At 44.2% G+C, this 14,060-nt stretch carries 16 protein-coding genes; 5 read left to right on the top strand and 11 right to left on the bottom strand.

The genetic code is table 11. The features are described from left to right. Position 1: 1 nt before the first annotated feature. The 7 genes from ACE5CV_RS09620 to ACE5CV_RS09590 form a co-directional block, all read right to left on the bottom strand. A complete protein-coding gene (locus tag ACE5CV_RS09620; RefSeq protein WP_374949955.1) occupies positions 2–457 on the bottom strand; it encodes a hypothetical protein in 456 nt (151 codons plus the stop codon). Positions 458–534: 77 nt separating this feature from the next. Next, positions 535–897: a transmembrane 220 family protein gene (locus ACE5CV_RS09615; protein WP_374949954.1), complete on the bottom strand. Its 363-nt coding sequence runs from the start codon at positions 895–897 to the stop codon at positions 535–537. 319 nt (positions 898–1,216) lie between these two features. After that, positions 1,217–2,203, bottom strand: coding sequence for an aldo/keto reductase (locus tag ACE5CV_RS09610; RefSeq protein WP_374949953.1), 987 nt, complete (start codon positions 2,201–2,203; stop codon positions 1,217–1,219). A 99-nt stretch (positions 2,204–2,302) separates the two neighbouring features. After that, positions 2,303–2,527: a DUF4287 domain-containing protein gene (locus ACE5CV_RS09605; RefSeq protein WP_374949952.1), complete on the bottom strand. Its 225-nt coding sequence runs from the start codon at positions 2,525–2,527 to the stop codon at positions 2,303–2,305. 160 nt (positions 2,528–2,687) lie between these two features. Beyond that, complete coding sequence (locus ACE5CV_RS09600) at positions 2,688–3,077, bottom strand: hypothetical protein (RefSeq protein ID WP_374949951.1); 390 nt, start codon at positions 3,075–3,077, stop codon at positions 2,688–2,690. A gap of 196 nt (positions 3,078–3,273) precedes the next feature. Continuing rightward, complete coding sequence (locus tag ACE5CV_RS09595) at positions 3,274–4,080, bottom strand: diguanylate cyclase (protein ID WP_374949950.1); 807 nt, start codon at positions 4,078–4,080, stop codon at positions 3,274–3,276. Between the two features lie 165 nt (positions 4,081–4,245). Continuing rightward, positions 4,246–5,010, bottom strand: a complete 765-nt coding sequence (locus ACE5CV_RS09590; protein ID WP_374949949.1) for a DUF72 domain-containing protein — start codon at positions 5,008–5,010, stop codon at positions 4,246–4,248. A gap of 109 nt (positions 5,011–5,119) precedes the next feature. On the opposite strand from ACE5CV_RS09590, the gene ACE5CV_RS09585 reads away from it, so the two are divergent. After that, positions 5,120–5,503: a hypothetical protein gene (locus ACE5CV_RS09585; RefSeq protein WP_374949948.1), complete on the top strand. Its 384-nt coding sequence runs from the start codon at positions 5,120–5,122 to the stop codon at positions 5,501–5,503. 43 nt (positions 5,504–5,546) lie between these two features. Further along, a complete protein-coding gene (locus ACE5CV_RS09580; protein WP_374949947.1) occupies positions 5,547–5,903 on the top strand; it encodes a cupin domain-containing protein in 357 nt (118 codons plus the stop codon). 5 nt (positions 5,904–5,908) lie between these two features. Here ACE5CV_RS09580 and ACE5CV_RS09575 read toward each other — a convergent pair whose 3' ends face one another. Then, positions 5,909–7,114 carry a hypothetical protein gene (locus ACE5CV_RS09575; RefSeq protein WP_374949946.1) on the bottom strand — a complete coding sequence of 402 codons (1,206 nt, stop codon included), beginning with the start codon at positions 7,112–7,114 and terminating at the stop codon, positions 5,909–5,911. A 214-nt stretch (positions 7,115–7,328) separates the two neighbouring features. Here ACE5CV_RS09575 and ACE5CV_RS09570 point away from each other — a divergent pair, with 214 nt between their 5' ends. Next, positions 7,329–9,719, top strand: coding sequence for a PAS domain S-box protein (locus ACE5CV_RS09570; protein ID WP_374949945.1), 2,391 nt, complete (start codon positions 7,329–7,331; stop codon positions 9,717–9,719). Positions 9,720–9,762: 43 nt separating this feature from the next. On the opposite strand, the gene ACE5CV_RS09565 is transcribed toward ACE5CV_RS09570, so the two are convergent. Both ACE5CV_RS09565 and ACE5CV_RS09560 read right to left on the bottom strand, forming a co-directional pair. Then, complete coding sequence (locus ACE5CV_RS09565) at positions 9,763–10,218, bottom strand: DsrE family protein (RefSeq protein ID WP_374949944.1); 456 nt, start codon at positions 10,216–10,218, stop codon at positions 9,763–9,765. Beyond that, on the bottom strand, positions 10,215–11,249 hold the full coding sequence (locus ACE5CV_RS09560) for a c-type cytochrome (RefSeq protein WP_374949943.1): 1,035 nt from the start codon (positions 11,247–11,249) through the stop codon (positions 10,215–10,217). Before ACE5CV_RS09560 ends, ACE5CV_RS09565 begins: the two co-directional genes overlap by 4 nt. A gap of 209 nt (positions 11,250–11,458) precedes the next feature. On the opposite strand from ACE5CV_RS09560, the gene ACE5CV_RS09555 reads away from it, so the two are divergent. Then, a complete protein-coding gene (locus tag ACE5CV_RS09555; RefSeq protein WP_374949942.1) occupies positions 11,459–12,115 on the top strand; it encodes a hypothetical protein in 657 nt (218 codons plus the stop codon). A gap of 47 nt (positions 12,116–12,162) precedes the next feature. Here ACE5CV_RS09555 and ACE5CV_RS09550 read toward each other — a convergent pair whose 3' ends face one another. Then, entirely contained in the window at positions 12,163–13,176 is a 1,014-nt protein-coding gene (locus ACE5CV_RS09550; RefSeq protein ID WP_374949941.1) for a hypothetical protein, read from the bottom strand. Between the two features lie 131 nt (positions 13,177–13,307). On the opposite strand from ACE5CV_RS09550, the gene ACE5CV_RS09545 reads away from it, so the two are divergent. Continuing rightward, the gene (locus tag ACE5CV_RS09545) at positions 13,308–13,898 is read left to right on the top strand and encodes a hypothetical protein (RefSeq protein ID WP_374949940.1); all 591 of its coding nucleotides are present in this window, start codon (positions 13,308–13,310) and stop codon (positions 13,896–13,898) included. The last annotated feature ends 162 nt before the right edge of the window (positions 13,899–14,060 follow it).

Here is a 14,060-nt window from a genome sequence, read left to right as displayed (position 1 = left end):
TTTATAAGATCTTTTTGCAAACGGCTACAATTTCGCCGTTGTCATATATAACGAGGTTGCCTTTTTTATCTACCTTGTACGTTTCGCCCGGCCGCTCCACACTTACAAAGTGGTCGCCGTCGCGTTTGATCTCTGAGGCTGATGATGAAATAGGCGGAGTATCGTTCAATTTAAGATCGGTGCCGGTAAATGTAATGGCCTGGATATAAATCTTTTTTGTGTTAAGGCTGCTTACCACTTCATAAGCTATTTGGTCCCCCTTGTCTGATTTAATGGCTTCGTCGTGCCACACGCCTACCAGATGGCCGCTGTCAACCGCCATCGGTTTAACGGCCTGCGCGGTGGTATCCACCCTGGTTGAATCAGCTTTAGCTGCAGAATTATTTTCACTGTTACATGCGACAATCGTCAGGCAAAGGCCGGTCAGCAGGCCGGCTATGTTGAGGTAATTCTTCATAAAATGTATTTAACCGGTGCGAAGATAGTAAAACCACTGGCTGGCTTCAACGCGGTATTGTCAATATATCTTTAGTATCAGGCATCATCCTTTTGCCGCACCCTTTTCATATACAACCAGTTTATGGCGATAATTACCATCAGTATCACCAAACCAAAAAACTCGCGTGACTCCTCTATCCAGGGTTTGGTAGCCTTCATGGTTTGCACCATGCTTTCGGAATTGTGCTCGCGTACCCAATCCAGTACACCGGTTTTGTCAAAAAATAAGTACGCGGCATAAAGTCCGTAAACTACCAGGCCAATAATATAGCCTTGCCGGTAAAAGTGCTTCTGCGATGCCTTATAGCACAAAAATGAGCTGTAAAGATAAATAGGCATCCATATGTATGGGTCAGGGTCATTGTATTGCAGTGCAGCAAAAACAATAAGATCACGCAAAAGATCAGGTTAAAAGTTTTCATAAATATGGGCCGATAGGCCAGGCTAATATAAAGAATTGGCTTGGAGTTAAAGTTTGCAGCAGGACGCGCCAAAACCATTCAATCAAAAAGGGACCCTTTTGGGATCCCTTTTTTAAAATTCAACTATTAACAAATCTCATAAGTCAGCCCCCTTCGCCCGGCACAAGGCCCCTTGTACCGGGCGAACTGACTTAAAAATTTGATAAGGTTTACGCTTTATAAATATAGAGCGTAAAAACATTGCCGGCAATACGTAGAACTACGCATTTTTCAACTACGTAGTTCTACGCAGTTACTTAATTCCTGTCTACAAATTTCCAGTTACCCTCGTTGTACCTGTCGCCGGTATCCGGGTATTTGTTAAGCAGGTCTTCTATTTGCTGTAAGGTATCTGCCGTTAGTTCCACATCTACACTGCCGGCATTTTCCAGTAAATATTTGCGTTTTTTTGTACCGGGGATGGGTATGATATTATCGCCCTGCTCTAACACCCAGGCTATGGCCAGTTGCGCAGGCGAGCAGCCAACCAGGGTGGCTATTTGGGCAAAGCCCTGCGCCAGCTGATTGTTGTTAACTGCGTGATCCTCCTGGTATCGTGGTAAGGTTTTGCGGAAGTCTCCTTCTTTCAACTCGGATAAGTTGAGCGTATTGGTAACCAGCCCGCGCGCCAGCGGACTGAATGGTACAAATGAAATGCCCAGCTCTTTGCATAACGGCAAAATTTCGGCTTCCACATCACGGGTGAGTAGTGAGTATTCGCTTTGCAATGCGGCTATGGGGTGCACGGCATTCGCCCTGCGGATACTGTTTGCCGATGCTTCAGAAAGGCCCAGGTATTTTACCTTACCTTCTTTAACCAGATCGGCCATTGCGCCGACCATTTCTTCAACAGGCACATCAGGATCTATCCGGTGCGCATAGTACAAATCGATCACGTCCGTTTGTAAACGTTTAAGGCTTTCTTCGACAGCAGCTTTCAAGTATGCCGGCGATCCATCAAAGGTGCTCAGCTTACCATCGGCGGCAGCCCTAAACCCAAACTTAGTAGCGATAAAGATCTTGTCGCGGTTGGGCTTAAGCACTTGCGCTATCAGTTTTTCGTTTTGGCCGTTGCCGTAAACGTCGGCAGTATCCCAAAAGTTTATCCCCAGCTCAATGGCTTTATTAAGGGTAGCGATTGACTCTGCATCATCAGGTTCGCCGTAAGCGTGGCTCATGCCCATGCAGCCCAGGCCAACTGCCGAAAGCTGCACGCCTGTTTTGCCTAAATTTCTGTATTTCATAGTGATGTTATAAATGTACCATGAAGATACGGGCTAACGGACGTTAGTAACAAGTGCTGCCTGTTACCGCGCCGCTTTATTTCACTAAAGTGACATACACTAAACGCTGTCTTCGTTTTTGATACCCTTAAGCAGCGCATAGATGGCCATGGCGTGGCCATGCCCCAGGTCGTAATCGGCCTTAAGCCAGTTAGTGATGTCACCTGCTTTGGCTTGGAGTTCGCCGCCTGAAGTGAAACCCTTTTCTTCGGCCAGCTGCCTGAAATCGGCCGGGCTTTTACCTGTTTTTTCTTTGATGGTTTTTAAATATCCCTGGAATGACATGTAACTGGTGTTTGTTAGTAATGGTACAAATTTAGCATCTGTAAATTACGTTGAACTGTGTGATAACGACTTGTTGCAGTCATTTTGCGACCAATAACAACGAAAAAAGCGGGTCGCCCAAAGGGCGCCCGCTTTCCACAAAACTCAAAACCTAACTCAATTATCCTGCTACAGGTGCTTTCGCGGCCCTTCTAGCTTTCATCTTTTCTTTCATACCGGCCTTCAGGTCAGCATATGTTTTTTGCTGATCGGCTGTTAATACAGCTTTTACTTCTGCATCAGCCCCTGACAAAATCTTGCGGCGAGCCATTTTGTTTAGCTTGCGGTCGCCGGTAGCTTTGTTAGCTTTTAGGCTGTCCATCTGCGTAGCGCGCTTTAGTAAAATGGTGTTCACTTTAGCCGACTGATCTGCCGATAACGCTAATTTCTTTTGAAGCACTTTGGTAAAATGCTGTGCTTTTTGTTGTGGTGTCTTATGCACCTTAGTCTGTGCCTGGGCAAACATGTTTATACCTGCCAGCAACATTATCATTAACAATAATTTTTTCATTTTCTGTTTAAATTAATTTGATGGTATGACACAAGAATTGCCCGTATGGTTTAATTGTAGGGTTAGGGAATATTGTCATAACGGACACATCATCCCTAATGATGGCTGCTGTACACCATGTTTGGCGTAAGGATGATGTGTTTGGATAGTCCTTTAAAGACATCTGAGCCTGGATAAGCTGCTTAATCTGTAAATTTTACCGCGCCTTGCGCTCCAGATCTTCAATAAAGGCGGTAAGTTCTTTGGTAAAAGTATCCAGGTCTGTAGCAGATGTTTGCATGAAAGCTACCAGCTTGCGTAATGTTGCGGGGGTGGTTAAATACAATTCTAATGTATTGGCAAGTCCTAAAATATTAGCTACCGGCTGCCTTACTTTATGATGGGTTAAAAACATCATTTCTTCTAACCCGGTGATATACTCTTTCAGGTAACCTTCTGTTTGTTTGATCTTATCATAAGCTTCGGTAAGTTCAACCGCACGGCGCTCCTTTTCCTCCGCCAGGTACTCCAGTTCCTTATTGGCTATAATAAGCTCGGCAGCACGTTTTTCTTTCTCGTTGTTTTGATAGAGTAGTTCCTGGTTGGCTATGACCAGCTCGGCAGCCCGCGCCTCTTTTTCTTTATTTTGATATGCCAATTCATTGTTAGCAATGCGGAGTTCGGCAGCACGCTGCTCTTTTTCGTGATTTTGATAAACAAGCTCGCGGTTTGCTACAATCAGTTCGACTGCGCGTTTTTCTTTCTCGTGATTTTGAAAAACAAGCTCCTGGTTAGCAACGATCAACTCAGACGCCCGTTTTTCCTTTTCTTCATTCTGAAAAATCAGTTCTTTATTGGCAATTACCAATTCGGCGGCGCGCCTGCCCCTTTCTTCTTCCTGAAAATCAATTTCTTTTTTGGCTATGAGCAGCTCGGCCGTGCGTTTCTCATTTTCCTTATGCTGATAAATCAGCTCCTCCCCTTGTGTTTTCGGACCGCTAATCTCGTTTTTCTTAGTCATCATAAAATGGATTAATAACAAGGGGGATTGTTGTTATAAATTACAATTTACCAGAATAAATTGTAATTATACATCATTGCGTATAAATACATCAAATGCTTGATCTAATTAAACCGTTAAGATAATTTAAAAGCTAAATCTTGCTTAACACGTAATTACGCTCACCTATTACAACTCCTTCACAAACCGGTTCAGCGTTATCAGGTTTTGGATAGCCTCGCCCATGGTATTATTAAAGTAAGCATATACGCTTTTGCCATCCTGTTGCCAGTCGCTGATATATTGAGCGTATTCATACAAAAAATCATCTTCATAAGTGCCACGGTACCCGCCGTTTGGCCCGTGGAAGCGCAGGTAAACAAACTCTGTTGGCTGATCTATCATGGGGGTGAGCGATGCCGGCATATCCTGTATCACCATACCGGCGCTATAATTATCTAACATAGCGTAAACCTCGTCCTGATACCAGCTGCGGTTCCTGAATTCTACCGCTATATCCCAGGTTTGCTGCGGGTCGTTATCACGGATGTTGATCAGTATTGCTTCCAGTTGCCTGGCGTTCTCTACCCCAACGCTGGGCGGAAACTGGATCAGCAGGCTCCCCTTTTTATTAGCGGCACCATTTATCACCTGCATAAAACGTGTAACATTATCAGGATTAAAGGCCACCCCTTTGTTATGCGTAATTTCTCGCCAAAGCTTAAAGGTAAATTTAAATCCGTCCGGTACCTCTCCCGCCCACTTAGTTACGGTAGAGGCCAGTGGCAGTTTATAAAACGAACTGTTGATCTCAATACTGTTAAACAATGATCCGTAGTAGGTTAAGCGGCTTTTGTCCTGATATTGCGGCGGGTAAAGACTTTTATTTTTAACCGGCAAAACCAGGCCGCTGGTACCCGCATAGAAATTGTTTTTGCTTTGGCCATTATCCATTAACTGCTAACAGCGTATAGCGGCCAAAGTTTACATCAATTAGTTTGCTTTTTACATTAAGGCAATTCATGGAATAGTATTTGCATCCTGCTGATCATATAATTATAACATGAAAACATCAACCATAAAAAAAGCGGCACGCATAGCTTTAGGGGCCAACTTAATATTTGCCGGCATAAGCCACCTTACGTTTGCCCGCAAACCGTTTCGCGCCCAGGTACCTGATTGGGTGCCGTTAGATGTGGACGATACGGTGGTATATTCGGGCTTTGCAGAGATAGCTTTAGGCAGCGCCCTGGTGTTTACGCCCAATAAACATCAGAAAACAGTAGGTAAAATAGCCGCTGGATTTTTTGCGGGCGTGTTTCCGGGCAACCTGGCGCAGTACACGCACAAACGCCCCGCCTTTGGATTGGACACCGATAATAAAAGGTTTGTAAGGCTATTGTTTCAGCCGGTGCTCATGTACTGGGCAATAAAAAGCACGCACTAAAAAAACAGGCAAAAATATACCTATTTTGGCCTTCAAAATTGCAATGGAAATCCCTGAACTTACCTTAATTGATATTACCCGCCAGGCCGCGGATAACAGTACGTATGCTAATATACCGGTTGCGCAGGTGAACGATCATGTAGTGAGGATGAGCGTAATGACGGAAGATTATTTTTGGCATCTTCATCCTGATTCGGACGAGACCTTTCTGATTATCGAAGGCTCAGTTTTTATAGACCTGGAAGACCGTACCGTTGAGTTGATGCCAAACCAGCTCTTTACCATCCCCAAAAATATAAAGCACCGCACACGCCCCGGCGGCAGCCGCTCTGTAAACCTTACGTTTGAAAGCGCCACCCTTACTACTATATGCGTAGAAGACCCGTGCAAAAATTTCTGATTAAACTAATGGCTTATCGGTTCGTAACTGTAAACAACCTTGTAAGGTGAATTTTTAAGCCTGGCAGACAACTGACCGATGTTGAGGTCTTTTAATTGTGGAGTAGGCTCGCAGGTGGAGTAGCTCCTACCCTTGTAAATGATCTGAGTGCCTACCGGCTTATTGAACTGAACGGCAATATTAATGTGTGTTGCATAAAGCACCGCTATCATCGGCAAATCGTATATCTCTTTAACAAGATAGAAGAATAATGCCGCGCGATCGTCACAATCACTGTAGTCGGCAAAAAGCGTTTCCTCGGGCGAGAGGCGTTTTTCCTTACCATAGTTTTGTTCGTCATTTTCATACAGAAAAGCGTAACGGGTAAAGCGCATCAAATAATCCACGCCTTGTTGCTGGCTCATTCCTTTTACACTCTTGCTCAAGAATGGTATTACAGAGCTGTACGTTTCTTTACTTAGGGGTATATTAAAATAAGTTTCAAAATCAACAATCGGGTAATTGGTAAAAAGCTTTTCGATATCCGGGTTTAGCTTGACACTAAAATTGTAGTTTTTGTTGCGGTACTTAAAGTTTAATTCTTTTGTTACGTAGTCCCCGGCATTAAAATCGGGCATGCGGGTAACTTTGTAAGAAAATGGCCTGTTAGCGCCCGGCACGGTTATCCCAATTGGTACCGGCGGATTTTGGTGCAGGTCCATCTGCCCAAGGTCGTGGTAATTAAGGGTGGTGTATTGTTTTTTGTCGATAATAAAATAGGGCAGGTCAGATACATCCTCATCATTCAGTATATAAAAGATTAATTGCTTATTGGCAAGCGCCAGCCGTGCATCATAACCGGATTTTGCCATAAAGAACCATTTGTATAACGTATAACGGTTATAGTTTTGCGCTTTTGGGCTTACCTGTTCGGCAACCTTTCGTACCAGCTGATAGTAAAGCCAGTCGTTAAGCTGATGCTTTTGTTTGTAAGCGGTTAAAGAATCGATAACAGGCTGGTAAGTGCCTTGATCTATATTTTCATAAAACACTTTTACAGACTCCCCTGACAGATCTTCAGGCGCATTGATAATTATTGACTGATCAAACTCTAAGTTGAAAACCTTATCGTAAAACTCAAAGCACACACGTTTGCCCTGCTCCTGGCTCCATGCAGGTAAGCTAATCGCTGATAGCAGCGCAAAAAATAAAAACTTTATATAACGTTTCAACTCCCACTGATTTCAATATTAAAGTTACATTAATTTAATGTTATTTAAATGTTAAATTAATAATTATCTATCATTAAGTTCGTTAATCAGGTTAGAACATAATTTACCATATACGAGGCTTTTATAGCCTTGCCTGCAACTCGTTATAACTATCGATAGCAAGCCTACGGCATCTTAAAACAATTTTTTATTTTGCCCGTTTCTTTGCTAATTTATGAACCAGCAGCAGAACCCTTCATCCCTATCCGATCAATCTTTGAAAGCTAACGAGGCCCGCTTTCGTGCCTTAATTGCCGCTACATCTGATATCGTATACAGCATGAGTGCCGATTGGAAGGTGATGCAGCAACTGGATGGAAGGGGATTTTTGCCCGACGCCCAGGAGCCTACAACAGATTGGAAATCGGCAAACGTTCACCCGGACGATATGGATAAAGTTACGGCAGCTATTGATGAGGCCATCCGTACAAAAACCACATTTGAGTTAGAGCACCGCGTAAACAGGGCTGACGGAACCATGGGTTGGACATTTTCTCGCGCGGTGCCTATCATGGATGACAAAGGCGAGATCATTGAATGGTTTGGTTCTGCAAGGGATATTACATCCCGCAAACTTACAGAGGAAGCCCTGACCAAGACCATAGAAAATACCGAACAACAAAAACGAATTTACGAAACCATTACTGCCGGTACGCCCGACCTGATGTACGTTTTTGACCTCGGTTACAAATTCACCTACGCCAACAGTGCCTTGCTCAATATGTGGGGCAAAACCTGGGATAACGCTGTTGGCAAAGGCCTGCGCGAAAACGGTTACGAAGAATGGCATGCCCTGATGCACGAGCGTGAGATAGACCAGGTACGGGCCACCAAACAGCCCGTTCGCGGTGAGGTATCATTTCCGCATGCAACACTGGGTAAGCGAGTTTATGATTATATCCTTACCCCGGTATTTGATGCGCGTGGCGAGGTGGAAGCCGTTGCCGGTACCACCCGTGATGTAACTGAGCGCAAGCAGTTTGAGGAGTCGCTGGCACAAAGCTCAGAAAAACTGAGGGAAATTAATGCGGAGATGACCGCGGTGAACGAAGAGCAGTCGGCATCTAACGAAGAACTGGCCGCTGCTAATAATGAACTGGCCCGTGTAAATAAAAAACTGCTGGAGGCACAACAGAAGATAGAAGAAAGCCAGGTGGCGCTAAGGCTGGCAATTGATGCAGCCAATTTTGGCACCTGGTACATTCACTCGGTTACGCGTGAATTTATTACCAATGCACGTCTTAAAGAACTTTTTGGCTACTACGCCAATGAAAGCCTCACCATTGAACAGGCGTTGGCGCAAATAAAAGATGAGTATCGTGCGTTTGTGGCTGAAAAGCTGGAGAAAGCCATCTACCAAAACGGCGATTATGATGTTACGTATCCTGTCATCGGCCTGCACGATCAAAAGCTGCGCTGGCTGCGGGCAATTGGCAACTTAAAGGCTGATCCTTCGGGCGCATTTTCGGCCTTCACAGGCGTGGTGATGGACATTACCGACCAGTACCTGGCTGCTAAGCAGGTAGAACGGGCCGAAGAAATTTTAAGAATGGCTATTGATGCTGCAGGTTTAGGAACTTACTATATAAACGCTACCGACCGCATTTTTGTAGCATCGCCTAAACTGAAAGAGTTTTTTGGTTTTTTGCCCGATGAAGATGTGCCTTACGAAGCAGCTATCAATCAGATCCACCCGGACTATCGCCAACAAGTAGCTGATTTAGTGGAAGCCGCATTTGCCAATGGCACCCGGTTTGACATGGAATATCCTATTATAGGGCATAGGGACGGAAAGGTGCGCTGGGTACGCGGCATTGGCGAAATGCAGCACATTGATGGTAAAGATTTTTTTACGGGTGTACTTAACGAGATCACTGAAAAGAAGCAGGACGAAATTCGCAAAAACGATTTTATAGGGATGGTAAGCCATGAGCTTAAAACACCACTTACTTCGCTAAACGCCATTATCCAGGTAGCTAACGCCAAATTAAAACACAGTGATGATGCCTTTTTAGCCGGTGCAATGGATAAAGCCAACGTACAGGTAAAACGAATGAGCAGCATGATCAATGGTTTCCTGAACGTATCCCGTTTAGAATCGTCGAAGTTGATGATCGATAAAAAAACATTTAACCTGGATACGCTGATAGGGGAAATTGTTAATGAAACCGCCCTGATTGTATCTACCCATCACATCAAATTGCACCTTGGCGATCATTTGCCGGTAGATGCCGATCAGGATAAGATAGGATCAGTTATTAGTAACCTTGTCAGTAATGCCATCAAATATTCCCCTGCCGGCAAATCCATCGAAGTAAGGTGTGAGGTGGCAGGCAACAATGCACAGGTAAGCGTCAAAGATGAAGGCATGGGTTTAAGTCATGCCGATCAGGAAAAGGTGTTCGACCGTTACTACCGGGTAGAAAGCAGCAACACCCGCCATATTTCAGGTTTCGGCATTGGCTTGTACTTAAGCGCAGAGATCATTAAACGCCATGGCGGTAATATCTGGCTGGAAAGCGAACCAGGGCAGGGATCTACCTTTTATTTCAGCTTGCCGCTGTAATTTTTATAGTTAGACGTTAACCGGCACAACCCACATAAATTTTCTACAAATTCACCACTGCCCAACCGTCATACTGGCGAAGGATAATCTCCCCATTGCCTGATGGTACAAAAGAGATAAACGGGAACAGATCCGTACGGGGAATATTACGGGCAACAATAGTGTTGTTGCATTGCGCCAGGATAACACCTTTGTCCTGCAGTTCCTTCAGTTGTTTTTCATAAGGCCCGTTTTTCATGAAAATAGCTACCCCGTCAGAGAAGGCGATCAGTTCTATCTGAAGCTTTCCTTTCAAACGCGGATCTTCCAGCGCATGGTTGATCGAGCGGAAAATAGTTTTAATCTTAGCATCATCGCCTGCGTTAAGCGTGTATAAGGCATTGTAATGGGCCAATTTAGCCGCAGCACCGGTAAATGCTGCAGGTGAGGTTTGGGCCATGGCTGGTTTTGAAAATGCCAGGCATGCTAAGGCCACCAGGATAAGTGTATACGTTTTCATATTTTGTTGATTTTATCATTTCTGCGCAGGGCTTCCTGCGCTTTCACAATTGGGCCAAACGGCCCGTATTTATGTTGTGTTGCGGTAAAGTTATCTATATAAGGGCCAAATGGGGCATCAATTGGTTTTAAATTTAAATCGGGCCAGTCGCTGCGCTGGTCGCGGTGCGGACGCGGTTGCGAAATAATGAAAGCGGCTACATCCCAGGCTTCCTGATTGGTAAGTTTTGGATTTTTATAAGTAATGCCCTGCGGCATATTGTTTTTAATAAATGCTGCAAGGTTACCAATGCGGTACATGCCTGCCCCATCGTTATAACTATGTTTGCCCCACAATGGCGGGAAGGTAAAGACAGTATCATTGGCAGCAAGGATGCCTGCACCATCGGCCCCGTGGCAGCGCTGGCATTGCGCACTGTATACCAGCTTACCTTTAACAGGACTGGCAGCTACGGGCAAAAAAGGGAGTTTACCGCTGGCAGAACCAAAAAGCTTTTTACCCGGCTTAACCCCCTGCCCCGCCCATTTCAGATAAGCCAGCATTGCCTGCACCTCATGCCCGGCGGTATCTGGCGACTGCCCTGAAAGGCTCCGCTCAAAGCATTGTATAATACGGTCTGCAGGTGTCTCTAAGCGGCCGCTGCGGTTCCCCTTTTTGGGATACGAAGCAATAAAGCTTGCGTAATTGTTGCCAAATAGTTTGCCTCCGGCATCCAAATGACAGTTTTGGCAATTCATCCCGTTAGTGATGCGGGCAATGCTCCCTTTCGGACCAAAGTATTTAGCTGTATGGGTTAGCAGTTCACGTCCGTAACGGATAATTTGCCCCTTTTCGCCTTTAGGGATGGTATTAACGGACGGCATTTGCCAAATGCTATCATTACCTATACGCACTGTGGCCTGAGGTAATTTGCCTGAGCGGTTGTCGCAGCCATAAAACCCCAACAAAGCAGAAGCTATAACCGTTCCCGCAAGTACGATCAGCAGCAGCGGTGTTCTATGGGTTTTTAAATTTGATGGCTTTCTTTTCACGCAAGCAACTCGTGCTTAAAGTTAGGCAAAAGTGATTGAAGAGCAAAGTTCGGTAAGGCCCCGTTTTGACGTTGCTGTTATCGGGACCAATACTGCCTTTATTGGCAAACGCAGTATTAAGAATCAAAAAAAGTATAAATCATTATATTGCATGGTATTTAACCTTATCTTAAAAACTATTTTTACAATTAAATTATTGACTAATTTTCATGAGCTTTTCAAAACCCTTTTCTGTTCCTAAAAGCTTTTCGGTATGGCCTTACCTGATGGCTTTGAGTCTTTTATGCGGATGTGATCAGGCTGGGAAAACAGCTGTGGAGAAGAAGATTGTTAAAAAATCAAAGTCTGATACGGTGATATCTTTGCCTGCGACCAAACCCACCGTCACAGATACGACCCAACAAAGTGACTGCCCGCGCGCTGCATCTGAATCAGTGGTAAAAACCAATGTATTTCCGAATGCCCATTTCAATCTTCAGGCAGACCGCATGACCGGTATAGAAACTTTCACTTTACCTGAAGGCGATAAAGTGAAAATTATACAGTCCGGCTGTGAGTACTATACCCTCAAATTTCAAATAGAAACGGCGCGCTTTGCGGCAGATACAACTGATATTACCTATTGGGAAAATGCTTCGGTCATATTGATGAAAGAGGTGAATAAAGGATTACATACGCCATTAGAGATCAGTAAAGGTTTAGAAAAATTATCTGCACAAAAAAATGCCGACAAACCTCTCCAGCTTGGTGACGAGATAGACTTCGGTGGTCCTGATCCGAGAGAATACCTAAGTATTGACCGGATAGGCCAGCTTGCCGGGCAACGCTACTTAATTGAAATCACCTTTAGTTATGGCCCGATGTAACAGCTCTGTCTCATGGTATCGCAAAAAAAGAGAAAGCTTTAAAGCAATCAGCGCCGTATTGAGCTTTTAAGAATGCTTTGCACTTCCTGTATAAAGCGCTCCACATTGCTTGTTTTATAAAAACTTTGCAGTACAATCACATCCTGCTTTTCGCCATCCGGTTTTAAGAAATACAGCCGCACCTCGGTTCCCGTATAAATAAAATTCATCGACTTCCGCACGGTTTGTACGCCGTTATAATCATCAAATGAATAAATTTTATTGCCTAATCCGATAGGGCTTTTTCTTTCCAGCGTCCGTCCTAACGTGTCCAGAGTAATGTTGGTAAAGCCTGCCAAAACAATTGCCGGGCCGCCCACAATTGCAAATATCAGCATACATATGCGGCCAATAGCTAAGTCATGGCCCAGCCATGCAACCGGCGTAAGCTCATGAATACCTATAGCAAATAATGCCAGGCCCAATATTGTGCTGCCAACTTTGTTCTTTTTCAAAATATACTTACCCCCTTGCTCGGCAAAATACTTGTAATCGGTGATAGGTGCGGCTACATAATCTGCCGGTGTATCATATGCGTTTAAATAACCATGGATGGTGGTAACGGCTTCATCTATAAAAGCTACCGCATTCGGGTCATCGTTTTTTGTATAGGCACAGGAAACAAGGATGCCTTTTCCGAATTTATTATCTTTCCTGAACAGGCGGTATTTATAAGAGCCATAGAGGTTAGAAACCGGGCTGATCCCTTGCAATTTGGCAAAAGGAATAGTGTTTACCGGTATAAAGCCCATTAGCAGTTTGCGCATACTGCCTGTACGGTTATCAAACACTATAGCCGTACCTGCAAAACCCCAAAATAGTATAACTGTTAACACGAGGCCCAAAACCAGCGGCAATGACTCACTAATGGTGGTATTTTGATACTTAACATATAAAAACATTATGACTCCAAAACCTACGGCAAGTATTACACCTAAGATATACGATAAGCCATACGGGTATATTGATACGCTTTGGGGTTCCAGTTTCCAGCGGGTTTGTGATATCGATTTTAAAGACATGTGGTAAGTAGTTGTAATGCAGCAACAACGTATACCAAGCATTGGTTTGGCAACATTTACAAATGTTTGGAGAAACTTTTGCTTATTTAACTGTTTAGACTGTAACTACTCAAATCGAGTTGCTTATTTATATGATGCGTTTACAATCCTTATTGGCAGTAACACTTGCCGGTATTTGCTTACAAGTTGAAGCGCAAACACCAAAGTTAGCCGTAGCTGTTCCGGCTGATCTTAAAGGGTTTATTCCTAAAGGCTACGTAGCCCTTAACCTAACTAAAGGCAATTTAAACCGGGATGTTTACCCTGATGCCGTAATGGTGCTTTACAAAAAAGGAGAAGAAAAAACTTCTGATGTAACCAGTCACCCGGAAAAAAGACCTTTGTTGTTGCTTTTAGGCCAGGCGGATAACACTTACAAGTTGGCAGCCCGAAGCGATAACGCGGTTTATTGCGTAGACTGCGGCGGTCAAATGGGCGACCCCTTTACAGACATTACTATTAAAAACGGCTATTTTTCTGTTGAGCATTACGGAGGCGCTGCCCAACGCTGGTCTCGTATTGTAACGTTTAAATTTTCGCCGGCAGATAAAAAATGGTTTTTATACAAAGACGGCACTGAATATTTCGACGCCACTAATCCAGGTAAGATAACATCAGAAGTAGAAACGGTTAAAAACTTTGGGAAAGTGCCTTTTCAAAAATTTAACATCTACAAAGAATAATAAACGGTCACCAATGAAAAAACAATTTATGCGCCTACTTCTCATTATCGTTTGCACGTTTGGTTTAGCGGTTGCTACCGATGCAGCATATGCACAACCTGCCGGTACTACTAACTTTTATGGCAATGTAAAAAACTATAATTTGGCCCCGTTATGGCGGGC

Source organism: Mucilaginibacter sp., from assembly GCF_964263795.1.
GTDB lineage: Bacteria > Bacteroidota > Bacteroidia > Sphingobacteriales > Sphingobacteriaceae > Mucilaginibacter.
The sequence above is the reverse complement of the archived record's forward strand: the minus strand, read 5'-3'. Positions and strand labels throughout refer to the sequence as shown.

Coding starts and splice junctions, on each gene's coding strand:
- ACE5CV_RS09620 (WP_374949955.1), bottom strand. CDS start 457: ATGAAGAATTACCTCAACATAGCCGGCCTGCTGACCGGCCTTTGCCTG.
- ACE5CV_RS09610 (WP_374949953.1), bottom strand. CDS start 2,203: ATGAAATACAGAAATTTAGGCAAAACAGGCGTGCAGCTTTCGGCAGTT.
- ACE5CV_RS09605 (WP_374949952.1), bottom strand. CDS start 2,527: ATGTCATTCCAGGGATATTTAAAAACCATCAAAGAAAAAACAGGTAAA.
- ACE5CV_RS09600 (WP_374949951.1), bottom strand. CDS start 3,077: ATGAAAAAATTATTGTTAATGATAATGTTGCTGGCAGGTATAAACATG.
- ACE5CV_RS09595 (WP_374949950.1), bottom strand. CDS start 4,080: ATGATGACTAAGAAAAACGAGATTAGCGGTCCGAAAACACAAGGGGAG.
- ACE5CV_RS09590 (WP_374949949.1), bottom strand. CDS start 5,010: ATGGATAATGGCCAAAGCAAAAACAATTTCTATGCGGGTACCAGCGGC.
- ACE5CV_RS09585 (WP_374949948.1), top strand. CDS start 5,120: ATGAAAACATCAACCATAAAAAAAGCGGCACGCATAGCTTTAGGGGCC.
- ACE5CV_RS09580 (WP_374949947.1), top strand. CDS start 5,547: ATGGAAATCCCTGAACTTACCTTAATTGATATTACCCGCCAGGCCGCG.
- ACE5CV_RS09570 (WP_374949945.1), top strand. CDS start 7,329: ATGAACCAGCAGCAGAACCCTTCATCCCTATCCGATCAATCTTTGAAA.
- ACE5CV_RS09565 (WP_374949944.1), bottom strand. CDS start 10,218: ATGAAAACGTATACACTTATCCTGGTGGCCTTAGCATGCCTGGCATTT.
- ACE5CV_RS09555 (WP_374949942.1), top strand. CDS start 11,459: ATGAGCTTTTCAAAACCCTTTTCTGTTCCTAAAAGCTTTTCGGTATGG.
- ACE5CV_RS09550 (WP_374949941.1), bottom strand. CDS start 13,176: ATGTCTTTAAAATCGATATCACAAACCCGCTGGAAACTGGAACCCCAA.
- ACE5CV_RS09545 (WP_374949940.1), top strand. CDS start 13,308: ATGATGCGTTTACAATCCTTATTGGCAGTAACACTTGCCGGTATTTGC.